At 72.2% G+C, this 15,554-nt stretch carries 13 protein-coding genes; 12 read left to right on the forward strand and 1 reads right to left on the reverse strand.

Annotated features, from left to right (window positions below; genetic code table 11):
- Nucleotides 1-18: 18 nt before the first annotated feature.
- The 12 genes from RNL97_RS18985 to RNL97_RS19040 all read left to right on the forward strand — a co-directional run bounded on the left by RNL97_RS18985 (nt 19) and on the right by RNL97_RS19040 (nt 14,082).
- On the forward strand, nt 19-852 hold the full coding sequence (locus RNL97_RS18985; RefSeq protein WP_313750975.1) for a TIGR03084 family metal-binding protein: 834 nt from the start codon (nt 19-21) through the stop codon (nt 850-852).
- Between the two features lie 98 nt (nt 853-950).
- On the forward strand, nt 951-2,657 hold the full coding sequence (locus RNL97_RS18990; protein ID WP_243316372.1) for an acyclic terpene utilization AtuA family protein: 1,707 nt from the start codon (nt 951-953) through the stop codon (nt 2,655-2,657).
- A complete protein-coding gene (locus RNL97_RS18995; RefSeq protein ID WP_030591447.1) occupies nt 2,654-4,252 on the forward strand; it encodes an acyl-CoA carboxylase subunit beta in 1,599 nt (532 codons plus the stop codon). The genes RNL97_RS18990 and RNL97_RS18995 overlap by 4 nt, the downstream gene beginning before the upstream one ends.
- Before the next feature lie 34 nt (nt 4,253-4,286).
- The gene (locus RNL97_RS19000) at nt 4,287-6,278 is read left to right on the forward strand and encodes an ATP-binding protein (RefSeq protein WP_030591451.1); all 1,992 of its coding nucleotides are present in this window, start codon (nt 4,287-4,289) and stop codon (nt 6,276-6,278) included.
- On the forward strand, nt 6,275-7,444 hold the full coding sequence (locus RNL97_RS19005; protein WP_243314723.1) for an acyl-CoA dehydrogenase family protein: 1,170 nt from the start codon (nt 6,275-6,277) through the stop codon (nt 7,442-7,444). Before RNL97_RS19000 ends, RNL97_RS19005 begins: the two co-directional genes overlap by 4 nt.
- A 182-nt stretch (nt 7,445-7,626) precedes the next feature.
- Nucleotides 7,627-9,228: a 4-coumarate--CoA ligase family protein gene (locus tag RNL97_RS19010; protein WP_313750976.1), complete on the forward strand. Its 1,602-nt coding sequence runs from the start codon at nt 7,627-7,629 to the stop codon at nt 9,226-9,228.
- Nucleotides 9,225-9,959, forward strand: a complete 735-nt coding sequence (locus tag RNL97_RS19015; protein ID WP_030591461.1) for an enoyl-CoA hydratase family protein — start codon at nt 9,225-9,227, stop codon at nt 9,957-9,959. The genes RNL97_RS19010 and RNL97_RS19015 overlap by 4 nt, the downstream gene beginning before the upstream one ends.
- Nucleotides 9,947-10,552 carry a TetR/AcrR family transcriptional regulator gene (locus RNL97_RS19020; RefSeq protein WP_030591464.1) on the forward strand — a complete coding sequence of 202 codons (606 nt, stop codon included), beginning with the start codon at nt 9,947-9,949 and terminating at the stop codon, nt 10,550-10,552. The genes RNL97_RS19015 and RNL97_RS19020 overlap by 13 nt, the downstream gene beginning before the upstream one ends.
- Before the next feature lie 443 nt (nt 10,553-10,995).
- A complete protein-coding gene (locus tag RNL97_RS19025) occupies nt 10,996-11,292 on the forward strand; it encodes an ice-binding family protein (protein WP_313750977.1) in 297 nt (98 codons plus the stop codon).
- Between the two features lie 5 nt (nt 11,293-11,297).
- Nucleotides 11,298-12,152 carry an ice-binding family protein gene (locus tag RNL97_RS19030; protein ID WP_313750978.1) on the forward strand — a complete coding sequence of 285 codons (855 nt, stop codon included), beginning with the start codon at nt 11,298-11,300 and terminating at the stop codon, nt 12,150-12,152.
- Between the two features lie 213 nt (nt 12,153-12,365).
- Nucleotides 12,366-12,938, forward strand: a complete 573-nt coding sequence (locus RNL97_RS19035; RefSeq protein ID WP_050500192.1) for a DUF5819 family protein — start codon at nt 12,366-12,368, stop codon at nt 12,936-12,938.
- Nucleotides 12,931-14,082 carry an HTTM domain-containing protein gene (locus RNL97_RS19040; RefSeq protein ID WP_106978464.1) on the forward strand — a complete coding sequence of 384 codons (1,152 nt, stop codon included), beginning with the start codon at nt 12,931-12,933 and terminating at the stop codon, nt 14,080-14,082. The genes RNL97_RS19035 and RNL97_RS19040 overlap by 8 nt, the downstream gene beginning before the upstream one ends.
- A 126-nt stretch (nt 14,083-14,208) precedes the next feature.
- On the opposite strand, the gene RNL97_RS19045 is transcribed toward RNL97_RS19040, so the two are convergent.
- Nucleotides 14,209-15,432, reverse strand: a complete 1,224-nt coding sequence (locus RNL97_RS19045) for a serine hydrolase domain-containing protein (protein WP_032766583.1) — start codon at nt 15,430-15,432, stop codon at nt 14,209-14,211.
- Between the last annotated feature and the right edge of the window lie 122 nt (nt 15,433-15,554).

Genomic DNA, 15,554 nt, shown 5'->3' on the forward strand with positions numbered 1-15,554 from the left:
GTCCCGAGGGGAGCGCACGTGTCCGCTGTCGTAGCCGTGATCGACGATCTGCGCGAAGAGAGCGACGAACTCGACCAACTCGTGGGGGTGTTGGACGGGCCGGGCTGGCGTGGACCGACACCCGCCGACCGGTGGACCGTCGCCCACCAGATCGCCCATCTCAGCTGGACCGACGAGGTCGCCCTGCTGGCCGCCACCGAGCCGGACCGGTTCGGCGACGAGGTCGCCAAGGCCCTGGCCGCCCCCGAGTCCTTCGTCGACGAGGCGGCCGACGCCCTCGTCGCCGCCCACGCCCCGGACGCCCTGCTCGCCCGCTGGCGCGAGGGCCGGGCGCGGCTCGACAAGGTCCTCCGCGACGCCCCGGCCGGCACCCGGATCCCCTGGTACGGGCCGCCGATGAGCGTCGCGTCCATGGCGACCGCCCGGCTCATGGAGACCTGGGCCCACGGCCAGGACATCGCGGACGCCCTCGGCGTGACCCGGACCCCGACCGCCCGGCTCCGGCATGTGGCGCGGATCGGCGTACGGGCTCGGAACTACGCCTACGCGGTACGCGGGATCACCGCACCCGAGGAGGAGTTCCGCGTCGAACTCCACACGGCGGACGGCGAGATGATCGCGTACGGGCCCGAGGGCGCCGCCCAGCGGATCACCGGCCCGCTCCTCGACTTCTGCCTCCTGGTCACCCAGCGCGCCCACCGCTGCGACCTCGCGGTCACCGCCGAGGGCCGCGAGGCCGACCAGTGGCTCGGCATCGCGCAGGCCTTCGCCGGCCCGCCGGGACCGGGCCGGCTGCCGCGCGCGGAACAACCGGGACAACCGGATCGCACGGAGCGGGACGGCCACCGGTGAGCGCCGCCGCCGGGCCCGTCCCCGAAGCCGCCCGCGCCCCCGAGGCCGACCCCGTCTCCGCTCCCGCCCCCGTACCCGCCCCCAGTCCCGTCCTCCGCATCGGCAACGCCTCCGGCTTCTACGGCGACCGCTTCGACGCCCTGCGCGAGATGCTCACCGGCGGGCCCCTCGACGTCCTCACCGGTGACTACCTCGCCGAGCTGACCATGCTCATCCTCGGCCGCAGCCGCCTCAAGGACCCGCAGAAGGGCTACGCCACCACCTTCCTGCGCCAGTTGGAGGAAGGGCTCGGCCTCGCCCACGAGCGCGGGGTGAAGATCGTCGCCAACGCGGGCGGCCTCAACCCGGCCGGACTCGCGGCCGCGGTGAGGAAGTTGGCGGGCAAGGTCGGCGTGCCCGTCACCGTGGCGTACGTCGAGGGCGACAGCCTGCCCGTCCCGGACGGGTTCCTCACCGCCAACGCCTACCTCGGCGGCTCCGGGATCGCCGCCTGTCTGCGGGCCGGGGCCGATGTCGTCGTCACGGGCCGGGTCACCGACGCGGCACTGGTCACCGGGCCCGCCGCCGCCCACTTCGGCTGGGGCCCGGGAGACCTGGACGCGCTGGCGGGGGCCGTGGTCGCCGGGCACGTCCTGGAGTGCGGTACGCAGGCGACCGGCGGGAACCACGCCTTCTTCGGCGAGCACGACCCCGCCCGCCTCCGCCGCCCCGGCTTCCCGCTCGCCGAGATCCGCGCCGACGGCTCGTCCGTCATCACCAAGCACGACGGTACGGGCGGGGTCGTCGACCTCTCCACCGTCACCGCCCAACTCCTGTACGAGACCGGCGGAGCCCGGTACGCGGGCCCCGACGTCACCGCCCGGCTCGACACCGTGCGCCTCGCCACCGACGGCCCCGACCGGGTCCGGATCGACGGCGTACGCGGTGAGGCCCCGCCGCCGACCCTCAAGGCCGGGCTGACCCGGCTCGGCGGCTGGCGCAACGAGGTCGTCTTCGTCCTCACCGGCCTCGACGTCGAGGCCAAGGCCCGCCTCGTGCGCGACCAGTTCGCCGACGCCCTGGAGCGGGGCGGCGCCCGTCCGCCCGCCGAGGTGCGCTGGGAGCTGGCCCGTACCGACCACGCCGACGCCGACACCGAGGAGCGGGCCAGCGCCCTGCTCCGGCTCGTCGTCCGCGACCAGGACGCCGAGGCGGTCGGCCGCACCGTCTCCGGGGCCGCCATCGAACTGGCCCTCGGCAGCTACCCGGGGTTCCACGTCACCGCCCCGCCCGGAAAGGGCGCGCCCTACGGGGTGTTCGAGGCCCGGCCCGTACCGGCGGCGGAGGTCGAGCACATCGCCGTGCTGCCGGACGGAACCCGGCAGGAGATGAGACCGCCGCCCCGTACGCAGGAGTTGGCCGAGGTCGAGGACCCGCCGCTCCCCGCCCCGTACCCCTCCGGCCCAACCCGCCGCGCCCCCCTCGGTCTGATCGCGGGCGCTCGCAGCGGCGACAAGGGCGGCGACGCCAACGTGGGCGTCTGGGTGCGCGACGACGACACGTGGCGATGGCTCGCGCACGAGCTGAGCGTCGAGCGGTTCAAGCACCTGCTGCCGGAGACAGCCGACCTCACCGTCATCCGTCATGTCCTGCCCAACCTGCGCGCCCTGAACTTCACCGTCCACGGCCTCCTGGGCGAAGGCGTCGCCGCCCAGGCCCGGTTCGACCCGCAGGCCAAGGCGCTGGGGGAGTGGCTGCGGTCCCGGTGGCTTCCCATCCCCGTCTCCCTGCTGGCAGACGGCCCCATCCCGGAGGTGACCGCATGACCGTCCTGCCCACCGCACTCGACACCAACAGCTCCGAATACGCGGCGAATCGGGCCGGCATGGTGGAGAAGCTCGCCGAGCTGGAGGCCGAGCACGCCAAGGCGCTCGCGGGCGGCGGCGAGAAGTACGTGACCCGGCACCGGAAGCGCGGCAAGCTTCCGGCCCGGGAACGGATCGAGCTGCTCCTCGACCCCGACACCCCGTTCCTGGAGCTGTCGCCGCTGGCCGCCTGGGGCAGTGACTACGCCGTGGGGGCCTCCCTCGTCACCGGGATCGGGGTGGTCGAGGGCGTCGAGTGCCTGATCACCGCCAACGACCCGACCGTACGCGGCGGAGCGTCGAACCCCTGGACACTGAAGAAGGCCCTGCGCGCCAACGAGATCGCCTTCGCCAACCGGCTCCCCGCCATCAGCCTGGTGGAGTCGGGCGGGGCGGACCTGCCCTCCCAGAAGGAGATCTTCATCCCCGGCGGGGCGCTCTTCCGGGACATCACCCGGCTCTCCGCCGCCGGAATCCCCACCGTGGCCGTCGTGTTCGGCAACTCCACCGCCGGAGGCGCGTACGTCCCCGGCATGTCCGATCACACCGTGATGATCAAGGAGCAGTCCAAGGTCTTCCTCGGCGGACCGCCCCTGGTGAAGATGGCCACCGGCGAGGAGAGCGACGACGAGTCCCTCGGCGGGGCCGAGATGCACGCCCGTACGTCGGGGCTGGCCGACCACTTCGCCGTGGACGAGCACGACGCGGTCCGTCAGGCCCGCCGGATCGTCGCCCGGCTCAACTGGCGCAAGGCGCACGTCGATCCCGGACCCGCCGAGCCGCCGAAGTACCACGAGGACGAACTGCTCGGCATCGTCCCCGGCGATCTGAAGGCCCCGTTCGACCCGCGCGAGGTCATCGCCCGCCTGGTCGACGGCTCGGACTTCGACACGTTCAAGCCGCTGTACGGGACGAGCCTGGTCACCGGCTGGGCACGGCTCCACGGCTACCCGGTCGGCATCCTCGCCAACGCGCAGGGGGTGCTGTTCAGCGAGGAGTCGCAGAAGGCCGCGCAGTTCATCCAACTCGCCAACCAGCGCGACATCCCGCTGCTCTTCCTCCACAACACCACCGGCTACATGGTCGGCAAGGAGTACGAGCAGGGCGGGATCATCAAGCACGGCGCGATGATGATCAACGCGGTGGCGAACTCGAAGGTCCCGCATCTGTCGGTCCTGATGGGCGCGTCCTACGGGGCCGGGCACTACGGCATGTGCGGCCGCGCCTACGATCCGCGCTTCCTCTTCGCCTGGCCCAGCAGCAAGTCCGCCGTCATGGGCCCGCAGCAGCTCGCGGGCGTCCTCTCCATCGTCGCCCGCGCATCGGCCGCCTCGAAGGGGCAGCCGTACGACGACGGGGCGGACGCCGGGCTGCGCGCCATGGTGGAGCAGCAGATCGAGGCGGAGTCGCTGCCGGTGTTCCTGTCGGGGCGGCTGTACGACGACGGGGTCATCGACCCGCGCGACACCCGGACCGTCCTCGGGATGTGCCTGTCCGCGATCCACACCGCACCGGTCGAGGGCGCCCGTGGCGGCTTCGGCGTCTTCCGGATGTGAGGCCCAGATGACCACCGCTACCGATGGGGCCCGGATGACCATCACCACGTTGCTCGTCGCCAACCGGGGCGAGATCGCCTGCCGGATCTTCCGCACCTGCCGCGACCTGGGCATCACCACGGTCGCCGTGTACTCCGACGCGGACGCCGACGCCCTGCACGTACGGGAGGCGGACCTCGCCGTACGCCTGCCGGGCGCGGCCCCCGCCGACACGTATCTGCGCGGCGACCTCGTCGTGGCCGCCGCGCGGGCCGCCGGGGCGGACGCCGTGCACCCCGGCTACGGCTTTCTCTCCGAGAACGCCGCGTTCGCCGCCGCCGTGCAGGACGCGGGGCTCGTGTGGGTGGGCCCGCCGGTGAAGGCGATCGAGCTGATGGCCTCCAAGACCCGGGCCAAGGAGCTGATGGCCGGGGCCGGGGTGCCGCTGCTGGCCCCGGTGGACCCGGCGGCTGCGGGCCCCGGCGACCTGCCGCTGCTGCTGAAGGCGGCGGCCGGAGGCGGCGGTCGCGGCATGCGGGTCGTCCGGGAACTCGACGCGCTGTCGGGAGAGTTGCTCGCCGCCGCGGCCGAGGCCGCCTCGGCCTTCGGGGACGGGGAGGTCTTCGCCGAGCCGTACGTGGAGCGCGGCCGGCACGTCGAGGTCCAGGTGATGGCGGACGCCCACGACACCGTGTGGGCGCTCGGCACCCGGGACTGCTCGCTCCAGCGCCGCCACCAGAAGGTCATCGAGGAGGCCCCCGCGCCCGGTCTCGACGACGCCCTGCGCGACCGGCTGCACGAGGCGGCCCTGGCAGCCGCCCGGGCGGTGGGCTACCGGGGCGCGGGCACCGTGGAGTTCCTGGTCTCCGCCGAGGGCCGCCCGTACTTCCTGGAGATGAATACCCGCCTCCAGGTCGAACACCCGGTCACGGAAGCGGTGTTCGGGCTCGACCTCGTCGCCCTGCAACTACGGGTGGCGGAGGGCGAGCCGCTGCCGGCCCCCGAGCCCCCGCAGCCGTCCGGCCACGCGGTGGAGGCCCGGCTCTACGCCGAGGACCCGGCCCGCGACTGGCAGCCGCAGACGGGCACGCTGCTCACTCTGGAGGTGCCGGAGGGGCCCGGCCTTCGCCTGGACACCGGGTACACCGGCGGCGACCCCATCGGCGTGCACTACGACCCGATGATCGCCAAGGTGATCGCCCGCGCCCCGACCCGTGCCGAGGCCGTCCGGCTGCTGGCCCGCGCGCTGGAGAGTGCCCGCATCCACGGCCCGGTCACCAACCGCGACCTGCTCGTACGGTCGCTGCGCCACCCGGACTTCGCGGCGGCCCGTCTGGACACCGGGTTCTACGACCGGCACCTGGCGGACCTCACCGCCCCGGGGGCCGGAACCGGTGACCCCGCCTCCGCCGCCCTCGCCGCCACCCTGGCGCAGGCCGTACGGGGCGCGTCGGCCGGCGGCCCCGCCCCGGCCCGGTTCGGGGCCTGGCGCAACGTGACCTCGCAGCCTCAGCGCAAGCGCTACCGCAGCGAGCCCGACGGCACGGAGCACGAGGTCGCCTACCGCACCTCGCGCACCGGAGTCCCGGAACCGCACGAGGCCCCCGGCACCCGGGTCCTGACCGCCGCCCCCGACCGCGTCACTCTCGAAGTGAACGGTGTGACCCGGCACTTCACCGTCAGCACCCACGCCGAGCGGGTCCACGTGGACGCCGCCGACGCCTCGTACACCTTCACCGCCCTGCCCCGCTTCACCGACCCCGCCACGCACACCGCCCCCGGCTCCCTGCTCGCCCCGATGCCCGGGACCGTCGTCCGCCTCGCGGAGGGCCTGGCCGCCGGGGTTCCCGTCGAGGCCGGGCAGCCGCTGATCTGGCTGGAGGCGATGAAGATGGAGCACCGCATCCTCGCGCCCGCCTCCGGCACCCTCACCGCCCTGCACGCCGCGCCTGGCCACCAGGTCGAGGTCGGCGCACTGCTCGCCGTGGTCCAGGAGGACCCGGCCGCCACCCCCGTACCCGTTCCCGTACCGGAGGAGACCGCATGAGCACCGCACGCACCGTCCTCGAAGCCGAAGAGCACCAGGCCCTGCGCGCAGCCGTCGCCGCCCTCGGAAAGCGGTACGGACGCGACTACATGACCACCGTCATCCGCGAGGGCAACCACACCGACGAGCTGTGGGCGGAGGCCGCCAAACTCGGCTACCTCGGGGTGAACCTCCCCGAGGAGTACGGCGGCGGAGGCGGCGGAATGGCCGAACTCTCCATCGTGCTGGAGGAGTTGGGTGCTGCCGGCTCGCCGCTTCTGATGATGATCGTGTCCCCCGCGATCTGCGGCACGGTCATCGCCCGCTTCGGTACGGAGGAGCAGAAGCGGAGATGGCTGCCGGGCCTCGCCGACGGCAGTCTCACCATGGCCTTCGGCATCACCGAGCCCGACGCCGGATCGAACTCCCACCGCATCACCACCACCGCTCGCCGCGACGGCGACGACTGGGTCCTCACGGGCCGCAAGGTCTTCGTCTCCGGCGTCGACATAGCCGACGCCACGCTGATCGTCGGGCGCACGGAGGACGCCCGCTCCGGGAAGCTGAAGCCCTGCCTGTTCGTCGTGGAGCGCGATGCCCCCGGGTTCGGCCGGAACCGGATCGACATGGAACTCCACGCTCCCGAGAAGCAGTTCGAGCTGGTCCTGGACGACGTACGGCTGCCGGCCGACGCCCTGGTCGGCGACGAGGACGCGGGTCTGCTCCAGCTCTTCGCCGGGCTCAACCCGGAACGGATCATGACGGCGGCGTTCGGCATCGGCATGGGCCGTTTCGCACTCTCCAGGGCCGTGGAGTACGCCCGTACCCGCCAGGTCTGGAAGGCCCCCATCGGCTCCCACCAGGCCATCGCGCACCCGCTCGCCACCGCCCACATCGACCTGGAGCTGTCGCGCCTGATGATGCAGAAGGCGGCGCTGCTGTACGACGAGGGCGACGACGTCGGGGCGGGCGAGGCGGCCAACATGGCGAAGTACGCGGCCGGGGAGGCGTGCGTGAAGGCCGTCGACCAGGCGGTGCACACGCTCGGCGGCAACGGCCTGACCCGGGAGTACGGCCTCGCGTCCCTGATCACCGCGTCACGGGTGGCCCGGATAGCCCCGGTCAGCCGCGAGATGATCCTGAACTACGTCTCGCACCAGTCGCTGGGCCTGCCGAAGTCGTACTAGCGCCATTCGTTCGGATCGTGCCGGGCTCGCGGAGTCCTGGCCGTCCTCCTCGAACCGATCCTGTCCGACCCCTCCCCATCCCTCCCCCACAAGGGTGATTCTGACCCCCACACTCCACACCCGCACGGCGTCCCGCGCCGCCACCCGGGCGGCGCGGGCGACCGCGACGACAGGGGACCGCCATGGTGTTCCGCAGCGAGTACGCAGACGTAACGGCCCTCGACACGCCCATCCACGACGCGGTTCTCGGCGGGGCCGCCGGGTTCGGTGACACCGTCGCCCTGATCGACGGGACGAACGGCATGTCCCTCACGTACGCCCAACTCGACGGTTTCCACCGGCGCATCGCCGCCGCGCTCGCCGAGGCGGGGCTCAGGAAGGGCGACGTCCTCGCCCTGCACAGCCCGAACACCATCGCCTACCCCGCCGTCTTCTACGGTGCGACCCGGGCCGGGGCCTCGGTCACCACGGTCCACCCGCTGGCCACGCCCGAGGAGTTCGCCAAGCAGCTCGCGGACAGCGGGGCGGAGTGGATCATCACGGTCTCCCCGCTCCTGGCGACCGCTCGCCGTGCGGCCGAACTCACGGGCGGGGTAAGGGAGATCTACGTGTGCGACCGGGCGGAGGGCCACACCTCCATCCTGGACATGCTGTCCTCCACCGCCCCCGAGCCAAAGATCGCGATCGACCCCGGCGAGGACGTCGCGGCCCTCCCGTACAGCTCCGGCACGACGGGCACGCCCAAGGGCGTGATGCTGACGCACCGGTCGATCGCGACCAACCTGGAGCAACTGAGACCGTTCATTCCCATGGGCGAGGGCGACCGCATCCTTGCCGTCCTCCCCTTCTTCCACATCTACGGGCTCACAGCGCTGATGAACGTACCCCTGCGCTGCGGCTCGACGGTCGTCGTGCTGCCCCGCTTCGACCTGGCGCAGTTCCTGGAGGCCATCCAGACGCACCGCATCTCCGGTCTGTACGTGGCTCCACCGATCGTGCTGGCACTGGCGAAGCACCCGCTGGTGGGGGAGTACGACCTGTCGTCGCTCCAGTACATCGTCAGTGCCGCCGCCCCGCTCGACGCCGAGTTGGCGGAAGCGTGTTCGGCCCGGCTGGGGGTGCCGCCGGTGCGGCAGGCGTACGGGATGACGGAGCTGTCGCCCGGTACGCACGTGGTGCCGCTCTCCGTCGAGCAGCCGCCGCCGGGCACGGTCGGCAAGCTGCTGCCGGGCACCGAGATGCGGATCGTGTCGCTGGAGGACCCGGCGAAGGACGCGGAGCCGGGGGCCGACGGCGAGATCCTGATCCGGGGCCCGCAGGTGATGAAGGGCTACCTGGGCCGTGCGGACGCCACGGCGGCGATGATCGACGAGGACGGCGGGGTCCACACCGGCGATGTCGGCCGGGTGGACGAGGACGGCTGGTTGTACGTCGTCGACCGGGTGAAGGAGCTGATCAAGTACAAGGGTTACCAGGTGGCCCCCGCCGAGCTGGAGGCCCTGCTCCTCACCCACGAGGAGGTCGCGGACGCGGCGGTGATCGGGGTGTACGACGCGGAGGGCAACGAGGTCCCGAAGGCGTTCCTGGTCCGGGGGCCGGGGGCGGAGGGCCTGACGGCGGAGGACGTCATGGCGTACGTCGCCGAACGCGTCTCCCCGTACAAGAAGGTGCGGCGGGCCGAGTTCATCGAGGCGGTGCCCCGGGCGGCCTCCGGCAAGATCCTCCGGCGCGAGCTCCGCGACCGTGAGAAGACGGATCATTCGGGAACATCGGAGGAACAGTGACCCTGATCGTACGGACGGGGGAGCGGGGCATCGCCACCCTGGCGCTGGACTCCCCGGCCAACCGCAACGCGTTGTCGGCGCGGCTGGTGTCGGAGTTGCGGGATGCCCTCGTGGCCTGCGCCCGAGACGACACCGTACGGGCGGTGGTGCTGGCCCATACGGGGTCGACGTTCTGCGCCGGGGCGGACCTGACCGCTCCGCCGGACCCGGAGGCGTTCGTGGGGCTGATGCGGGAGATCGTGGCGCTGCCGAAGCCGGTGGTGGCCCGGGTGACCGGCCATGTCCGGGCGGGCGGCCTGGGGCTGCTGGCGGCGTGCGACATCGCGGTGGCGGGCGGGACGTCGTCCTTCGCCCTCACCGAGTCCCGCCTGGGCCTGGCCCCGGCGGTCATCTCCCTCACCCTGCTCCCGCGCGTGGACCGCACGGCGGCGAACCGCTACTACCTCACCGGGGAGCGGTTCGACGCGGCGGAGGCGGCGAGGATCTCGCTGGTCACGCTGGCCGCCGAGGACGTGGACAAAGCGCTCGTACCGGTCCTGGACGGTCTGCGCCGGGCCTCGCCCCAGGGGCTGGCCGCATCGAAGGAGCTGGTCACGGCTACGGTGCTGAGGAACTTCGACCAGTACGCCGAAGACCTCATCGCCCGATCCGCCGCGTTGTTCGCCTCCGACGAGGCGAGGGAGGGGATGACGGCCTTCCTCGAACGACGGGACCCGGCATGGGTGCGGTGACCTCTTCCAGCGCGGCGAAGTCCGCTCACGCGCCCAAGCAGGACCGCAGCCGGGCGACGCGGCAGCGACTCCTGGAGGCGGCGGTGGCCTGCCTGGCCGAACACGGCTGGGCGGGCTCCACCGTCTCCGTCGTCGCCGAACGGGCCGGCGTCTCGCGCGGCGCGGCGCAGCACCACTTCCCGACCCGCGAAGACCTGTTCACCGGGGCGGTGGAGTACGTCGCCGAGGAGCGCTCCGCCGCCCTGCGCGCGCTCCCCGTCCAGGGCCGCGCCGAGGTGGTCGCGGCCCTGGTCGACCTCTACACGGGTCCGCTGTTCCGAGCGGCGCTCCAGCTCTGGGTGGCCGCCTCCAACGAGGCCCAGCTCCGCCCGCGCGTGACGGAACTGGAGGCGCGGGTGGGCCGCGAGACCCACCGCATCGCGGTCGAACTCCTCGGCGCGGACGAGTCCCGCCCGGGCACCCGCGAAACGGTCCAGGGCCTCCTGGACATGGCCCGCGGCCTCGGCCTCGCCAACCTCCTCACCGACGACACGGCCCGCCGGGAGCGGGTGGTGGCGCAGTGGGCGGCGCTGGTGGAGGAGGGCTTGGGCTGAGCCTTCGAGGGCCCCTTCAGGTCGGCCGACGGCCGGGACTTCGTTCATTCTGGCGGGAACATGTGACGGAATATTTCCTGATCGGTTATTGGGCGGCTGGGAATGCATTTCCGAGTAAACATTTCTGCAGCGCAGAGAAACGTTTCACGCCGTGTATGGTCGATAAAAGACCGAAGCGGTCTCCTCGGCATTTCCTATAATCGTGAATGAATACTCGAAAAAAAGTCCGGCTCGACACTGTTTATCCAGGTTTAAGAGCTGCCGCTGTGCGTAATGTGCTGCCGACAACACGAGGGCTTCCGGGAAACCGTGAACGACTCGGAAGTCGCCGCCTCGCACAGAAAAATCGGTTTCTGATGAAGCTCAGAACTCCTGATCTTGGAGTACGGCGCATTGTCTCGTCCTGGCTCACCGCAGCTCTCACCACTACGGTCGCCGCAGTCATGGTGGCCGCGACGACGTCCCCGGCGGTAGCCATCGCCACGCCCGTGCCGCTGGGAACCGCGGACAGCTTCGCGGTGCTGGCAGGGGAGTCGGTCACCAACACCGGACCCACCGTGATCACCGGGGACGTCGGCGTCAGCCCGGGAACGGCCATCAGCGGATTTCCGCCGGGGCTCGTGAACGGAGTCCAGCACTCGGCGGACGCCGTCGCTCTCCAGGCCAAGTCCGACCTGGTGGTGGCGTACAACAACGCGGCGGGCCAGGCCACGGACGCCGCGCTGCCGCCGGGGGCCTGACTCTGGTGCCCGGCGTCTACACGGCCTCCTCGACGCTGGGGCTCACCGGCACGCTCACCCTCGACGCCGAGGGCGACCCCAACGCCGTGTGGGTCTTCCAGGTCGGCTCCGGTCTGACGACGGCGTCCGCCAGCCGCGTCAACCTCATCAACGGCGCGCAGCCCTGCAACGTCTTCTGGCAGATCGGAAGTTCGGCCACGCTCGGTACGGATTCGACCTTCATCGGCAACATCCTGGCCCTGACCTCGATCAGCGTGACCACCGGCGCGACCATCGAGGGCCGGGCGCTGGCCCGTAACGGCTCGGTCACCCTGGACAACAACCGCATCACCCGGTCCACCTGCTCCGGCGGCACCACGTCCGGCACCACGACGGGCACGACGACCGGGACCACGACCGGGACCACGACGGGCACGACGACCGGGACCACCACCGGCACCACGGGAGGCGTGCTGGGCGGGGTGCTCGGCGGCGTCCTGACCGGCGGCACCACGGGCGGTACCGGCGGGGTGCTCGGCGGAGTACTCGGCGGCGTCGTGACCGGCGGCACCACCGGTGGCACTCCGGGTGGTTCGACCACCACAGGGACCACCACGGGGAACACCGTCGGCAACACCTCCGGGAACATCGCCGGCAACACCACGGGCGGCGGCAAGGGCGGCGGCACCGGCGGCCACTCGGGCGGTCACACCGGCGGTCACTCGGGCGGTGGCAAGGGCGGCGGCACCGGCGGCCACTCGGGCGGCCACGACAGCGGCGGCTACGGCTACGGCGACGGGCGGCCCGGCGACCACGGCCCCGGCGAGGAGCACGGCGGCTACGGCGAGAAGCCTGAGGGTCCCGGACACCACGAGGGCTGACCGGAGGCGCGGAACGCGAGCCGCCGGATGACCGGCGTGCGGCGGGGCATGTCCTCCTGCCCCGCCGCACGCTTCCACAAGACGGACGACGAACAGAACAGGGCGGGGCACGTGCTGGGTGGAGCCGCGACGGAACATGAACGCACGCAGGTACGCAGTCGGGTGGGCAGTCAGGTGAGAAACCGGTTACGCAGAGGAGTCCTCACCAGCGCCGTGGCGCTCTGTCTGGCCACCGCCCTGGTCCACATCGGTCTGGTCTTCCTGCACGTGGCACCGTCGAACACGGTGTCGCAGCGCTTCAACGCCCAGGTGGACGCCTGGATCTACCCACTCTTCGAGCAGAACTGGCGGCTGTTCGCCCCCGACCCGGACTCCGTCAACCGGCGGATCTCCGCGCGCACGGCGCACACGGCCCCGGACGGATCGGTCCAGGTCAGCGACTGGACCGACCTGACCGCCGTGGACACCTCCGCCATCGAGCACAACGCCTTCCCGAGCCACACCTCGCAGAACATGCTGCGTCGCTCCTGGACGTCCTACGTCGAACTCCACGGCGGCGACGACGTCCCGCGCTCGGACCGGGCCGTGATGATGCAGCGGTACCTGCGCAACATCGCCGCCGACCGCATGGCCGAACGCGACGGCAAGCCGTTCGAGAACATCCAACTCCGGGTCGTCACCCTGCCCGTGGCCGCTCCGGGCAGCCCGGACCGTGACCGCCGTGCCGCCGCGAAGGACGCCGAGACCCGGCTCCTGCCCTGGTGGAAGGTGGCATCGGATGCCTGAGACGGCCAACACTCCGTCCCGCCCTCGCGAGCCGGCCGACGGCCCGGCGTATCCGGCGGCACGGGTGACGGGCGCGGCACGCCGCGCGTGGGCGCTGCTGACCGAACGCCCCCTCTCCCTCTACGCCGTATCGGTCCTGCGTATCGGGTACGGGCTGCTCTACCTGGTCTTCCTGGTGCGCGAGTTCCCCCACCGGGACGCGATCTGGGGACCCGGCTCCCCGTGGACGCCGGACCTGGCCCGTCAGCTCTTCGACCAGACCGGCTGGGTCAGCGTGCTGACCCTCTCCGACAGCCGCCTCTACTTCGAGCTCTGCTACGCGGCCGCGCTCGTCGTCAGCATCCTCTTCCTCCTGGGCTGGCGGACCCGCGCGGTCTCCGTGCTCTTCGCCGTCGTCGTGGCCTCGTTCCACGCGAGGTCGATCTTCATGACGGACGGCGGCGACAACCTGGTCCTCCTGATGGCGCTCTACCTCACCCTCACCGCGTCCGGCCGCCGCTGGTCCCTGGACGCCCTGAGGGCCCGTCGGGCCCCCTCCGGCCGACGCCTGCTCCCGCTCCCGCCCCAACTCGCGGCGGCCGGGCGGACCCTGGTCACGGCCGTGCACAACTGCGGGCTCCTCGTGATCGCCGTCCAGGTGTGCTTCCTCTACGGCGCCGCCGGCCTCTACAAGGTCCAGGGCGGCACCTGGGGGGCCGGGACCGCGCTGCATTACGTCCTCAACCTCGACCTCTTCCAGCCGTGGCCCGCGCTCTCGCACTGGGCGGACGGTCAGGTGCTCGCCATCGCGGTCATCGGCTACCTGACCGTGCTCCTCCAGGTCGCTTTCCCGTTCGTGCTGTTCGGCAGGCTCAAGTACCCGGTCCTGACGATGCTGCTAGGGATGCATATCGGCATCGCGGTACTCATGGGTCTGCCGCTGTTCTCCGGCGCGATGATCATCGCCGACGCGGTGTTCCTGCCCGACCGCTTCTGGGCCGCGGCCGGAAGGCTGGCCCGGCGTGGGCTCGGACGTACGGAGGAGGCGCGGCCCGAACCGGCGGACGTACCGGAGACCTCCGGGGCGCCGGATGAGACGAGGGCCCCGCGCGGCACGGTGCCGAAACAGGGCAGCCCGGTGTCGCGCGTACGCGATCGTCCCTAGGGGACTTGCGCACGCTGCCGCAGCCACGTCCTGGGGCGGGTGAGCTGGGAACGGCCCCGGCGGAGCGTCTGCTCCGCCGGGGCCGCTGTCGTGTGCGGGCGGGCGGCCACGGCCGCCGCCCCGAACTCAGGGGGTGTTGCGCCCCTGGGAGGCGCTGCCGTCGTAGACGTTGTCCGGCGTGGCGAGCTGGGTGACCGCACGGGCGAGCAGCGTGGACGGCTCCTGGCCCCCGCTGAGGGAGTCCGTGTTGATCATGATGACCATCGTGGCCTTCTGCGCGGGCAGGTAGACGGTGACCGTCTCGTACCCCGGCAGGGACCCGTTGTGGCCGATCCACCCGTCGGCGTCGAAGATGCCCAGACCGTAGCTGAGCCCGGGGAACCCGGTCGGCAGGGTCTTGAGCCGCTGCGCCTGGGTCCGGGGGCTCAGCAGCTCCCCGGTGGCGACGACCTCGGCCCAGCGGCGCAGGTCGTGCAGGTCGGAGATCATCGCACCGGCGGCCCAGGCCCAGCTGGGGTTCCAGTCCGTGGAGTCCTCGGTCTCGCCGCTGAGCGTCTGGTCGGTGTAGCCGTGCGCGTGCGGCTCGGGGAACTCGGCCCCGGTCGGGAAGAGCGTGTTGTGCAGCCCGGCGGGACGCAGCACCCGTTCGTGGATGACACGGTCGAGGCGCTGACCGGTGACCTTCTCGATCACCAGCCCGAGCAGGACGAGGTTGGAGTTGGAGTACTGGAACCGCGCGCCCGGCTTGAAGGTGTTCTCGTGCTTCATGCCGTACGCGAGGACGCCCCGGGGGGTGAACGAGCGGTAGGGGTCGCTCAGCAGGTCGTGCACGAAGTCCGCGTCGGCGGTGTACGGGAACAGACCGCTGCGCATCCCGGCGAGCTGGCGCAGGGTGATGCGGTCTCCGTTGCGCACGCCGGAGACGTAGCGGGAGATCGGGTCGTCCAGCTTGACGAGCTTGTCGTCGACGAGTTGGAGCAGCGCGGTGACCGTGAACGTCTTGGTCTCGCTGCCGATCCGGATCCGGGTGTCGGCCGACATCGGCTCACGGGTGACCGTGTTGGCGACGCCGCTCGTGTGGACGTAGCTCCCCTTCCCCGGCATCCACAGCCCGACGACGGCACCGGGGATACCGGCCTGCTCGCGGACGTCGTCGATGGTCCGGTCCAGCTCGGCGGTCAGCGCGGGATCGAGGCCGCCCGGCGGACAGTCCTCCTCGCCGTGCTGTCCGTGCTGGTCGAAGCCCGCGGCGTGCACCGCCGGGGCGGGTGCCACGGCCATCGGGGCCAGGACGGAGGCCGCGAGCAGCGTCGCGGCGAGGAGGCGTCGGGTGGGGGAGCGGCGTCGCATGGCGGAGGGCCTTTCCAGGCGGGGGCGGGGGAGGGGCGGGGCGGGGAGCGGACGGCAACGACACCATCCGGCCACCGGAACACGCGCCGCGTCCCCGCCGCGTCCCGCCAAGACCACTCGTT

The organism is Streptomyces parvus (genome assembly GCF_032121415.1).
Taxonomy (GTDB): domain Bacteria; phylum Actinomycetota; class Actinomycetes; order Streptomycetales; family Streptomycetaceae; genus Streptomyces; species Streptomyces globisporus_A.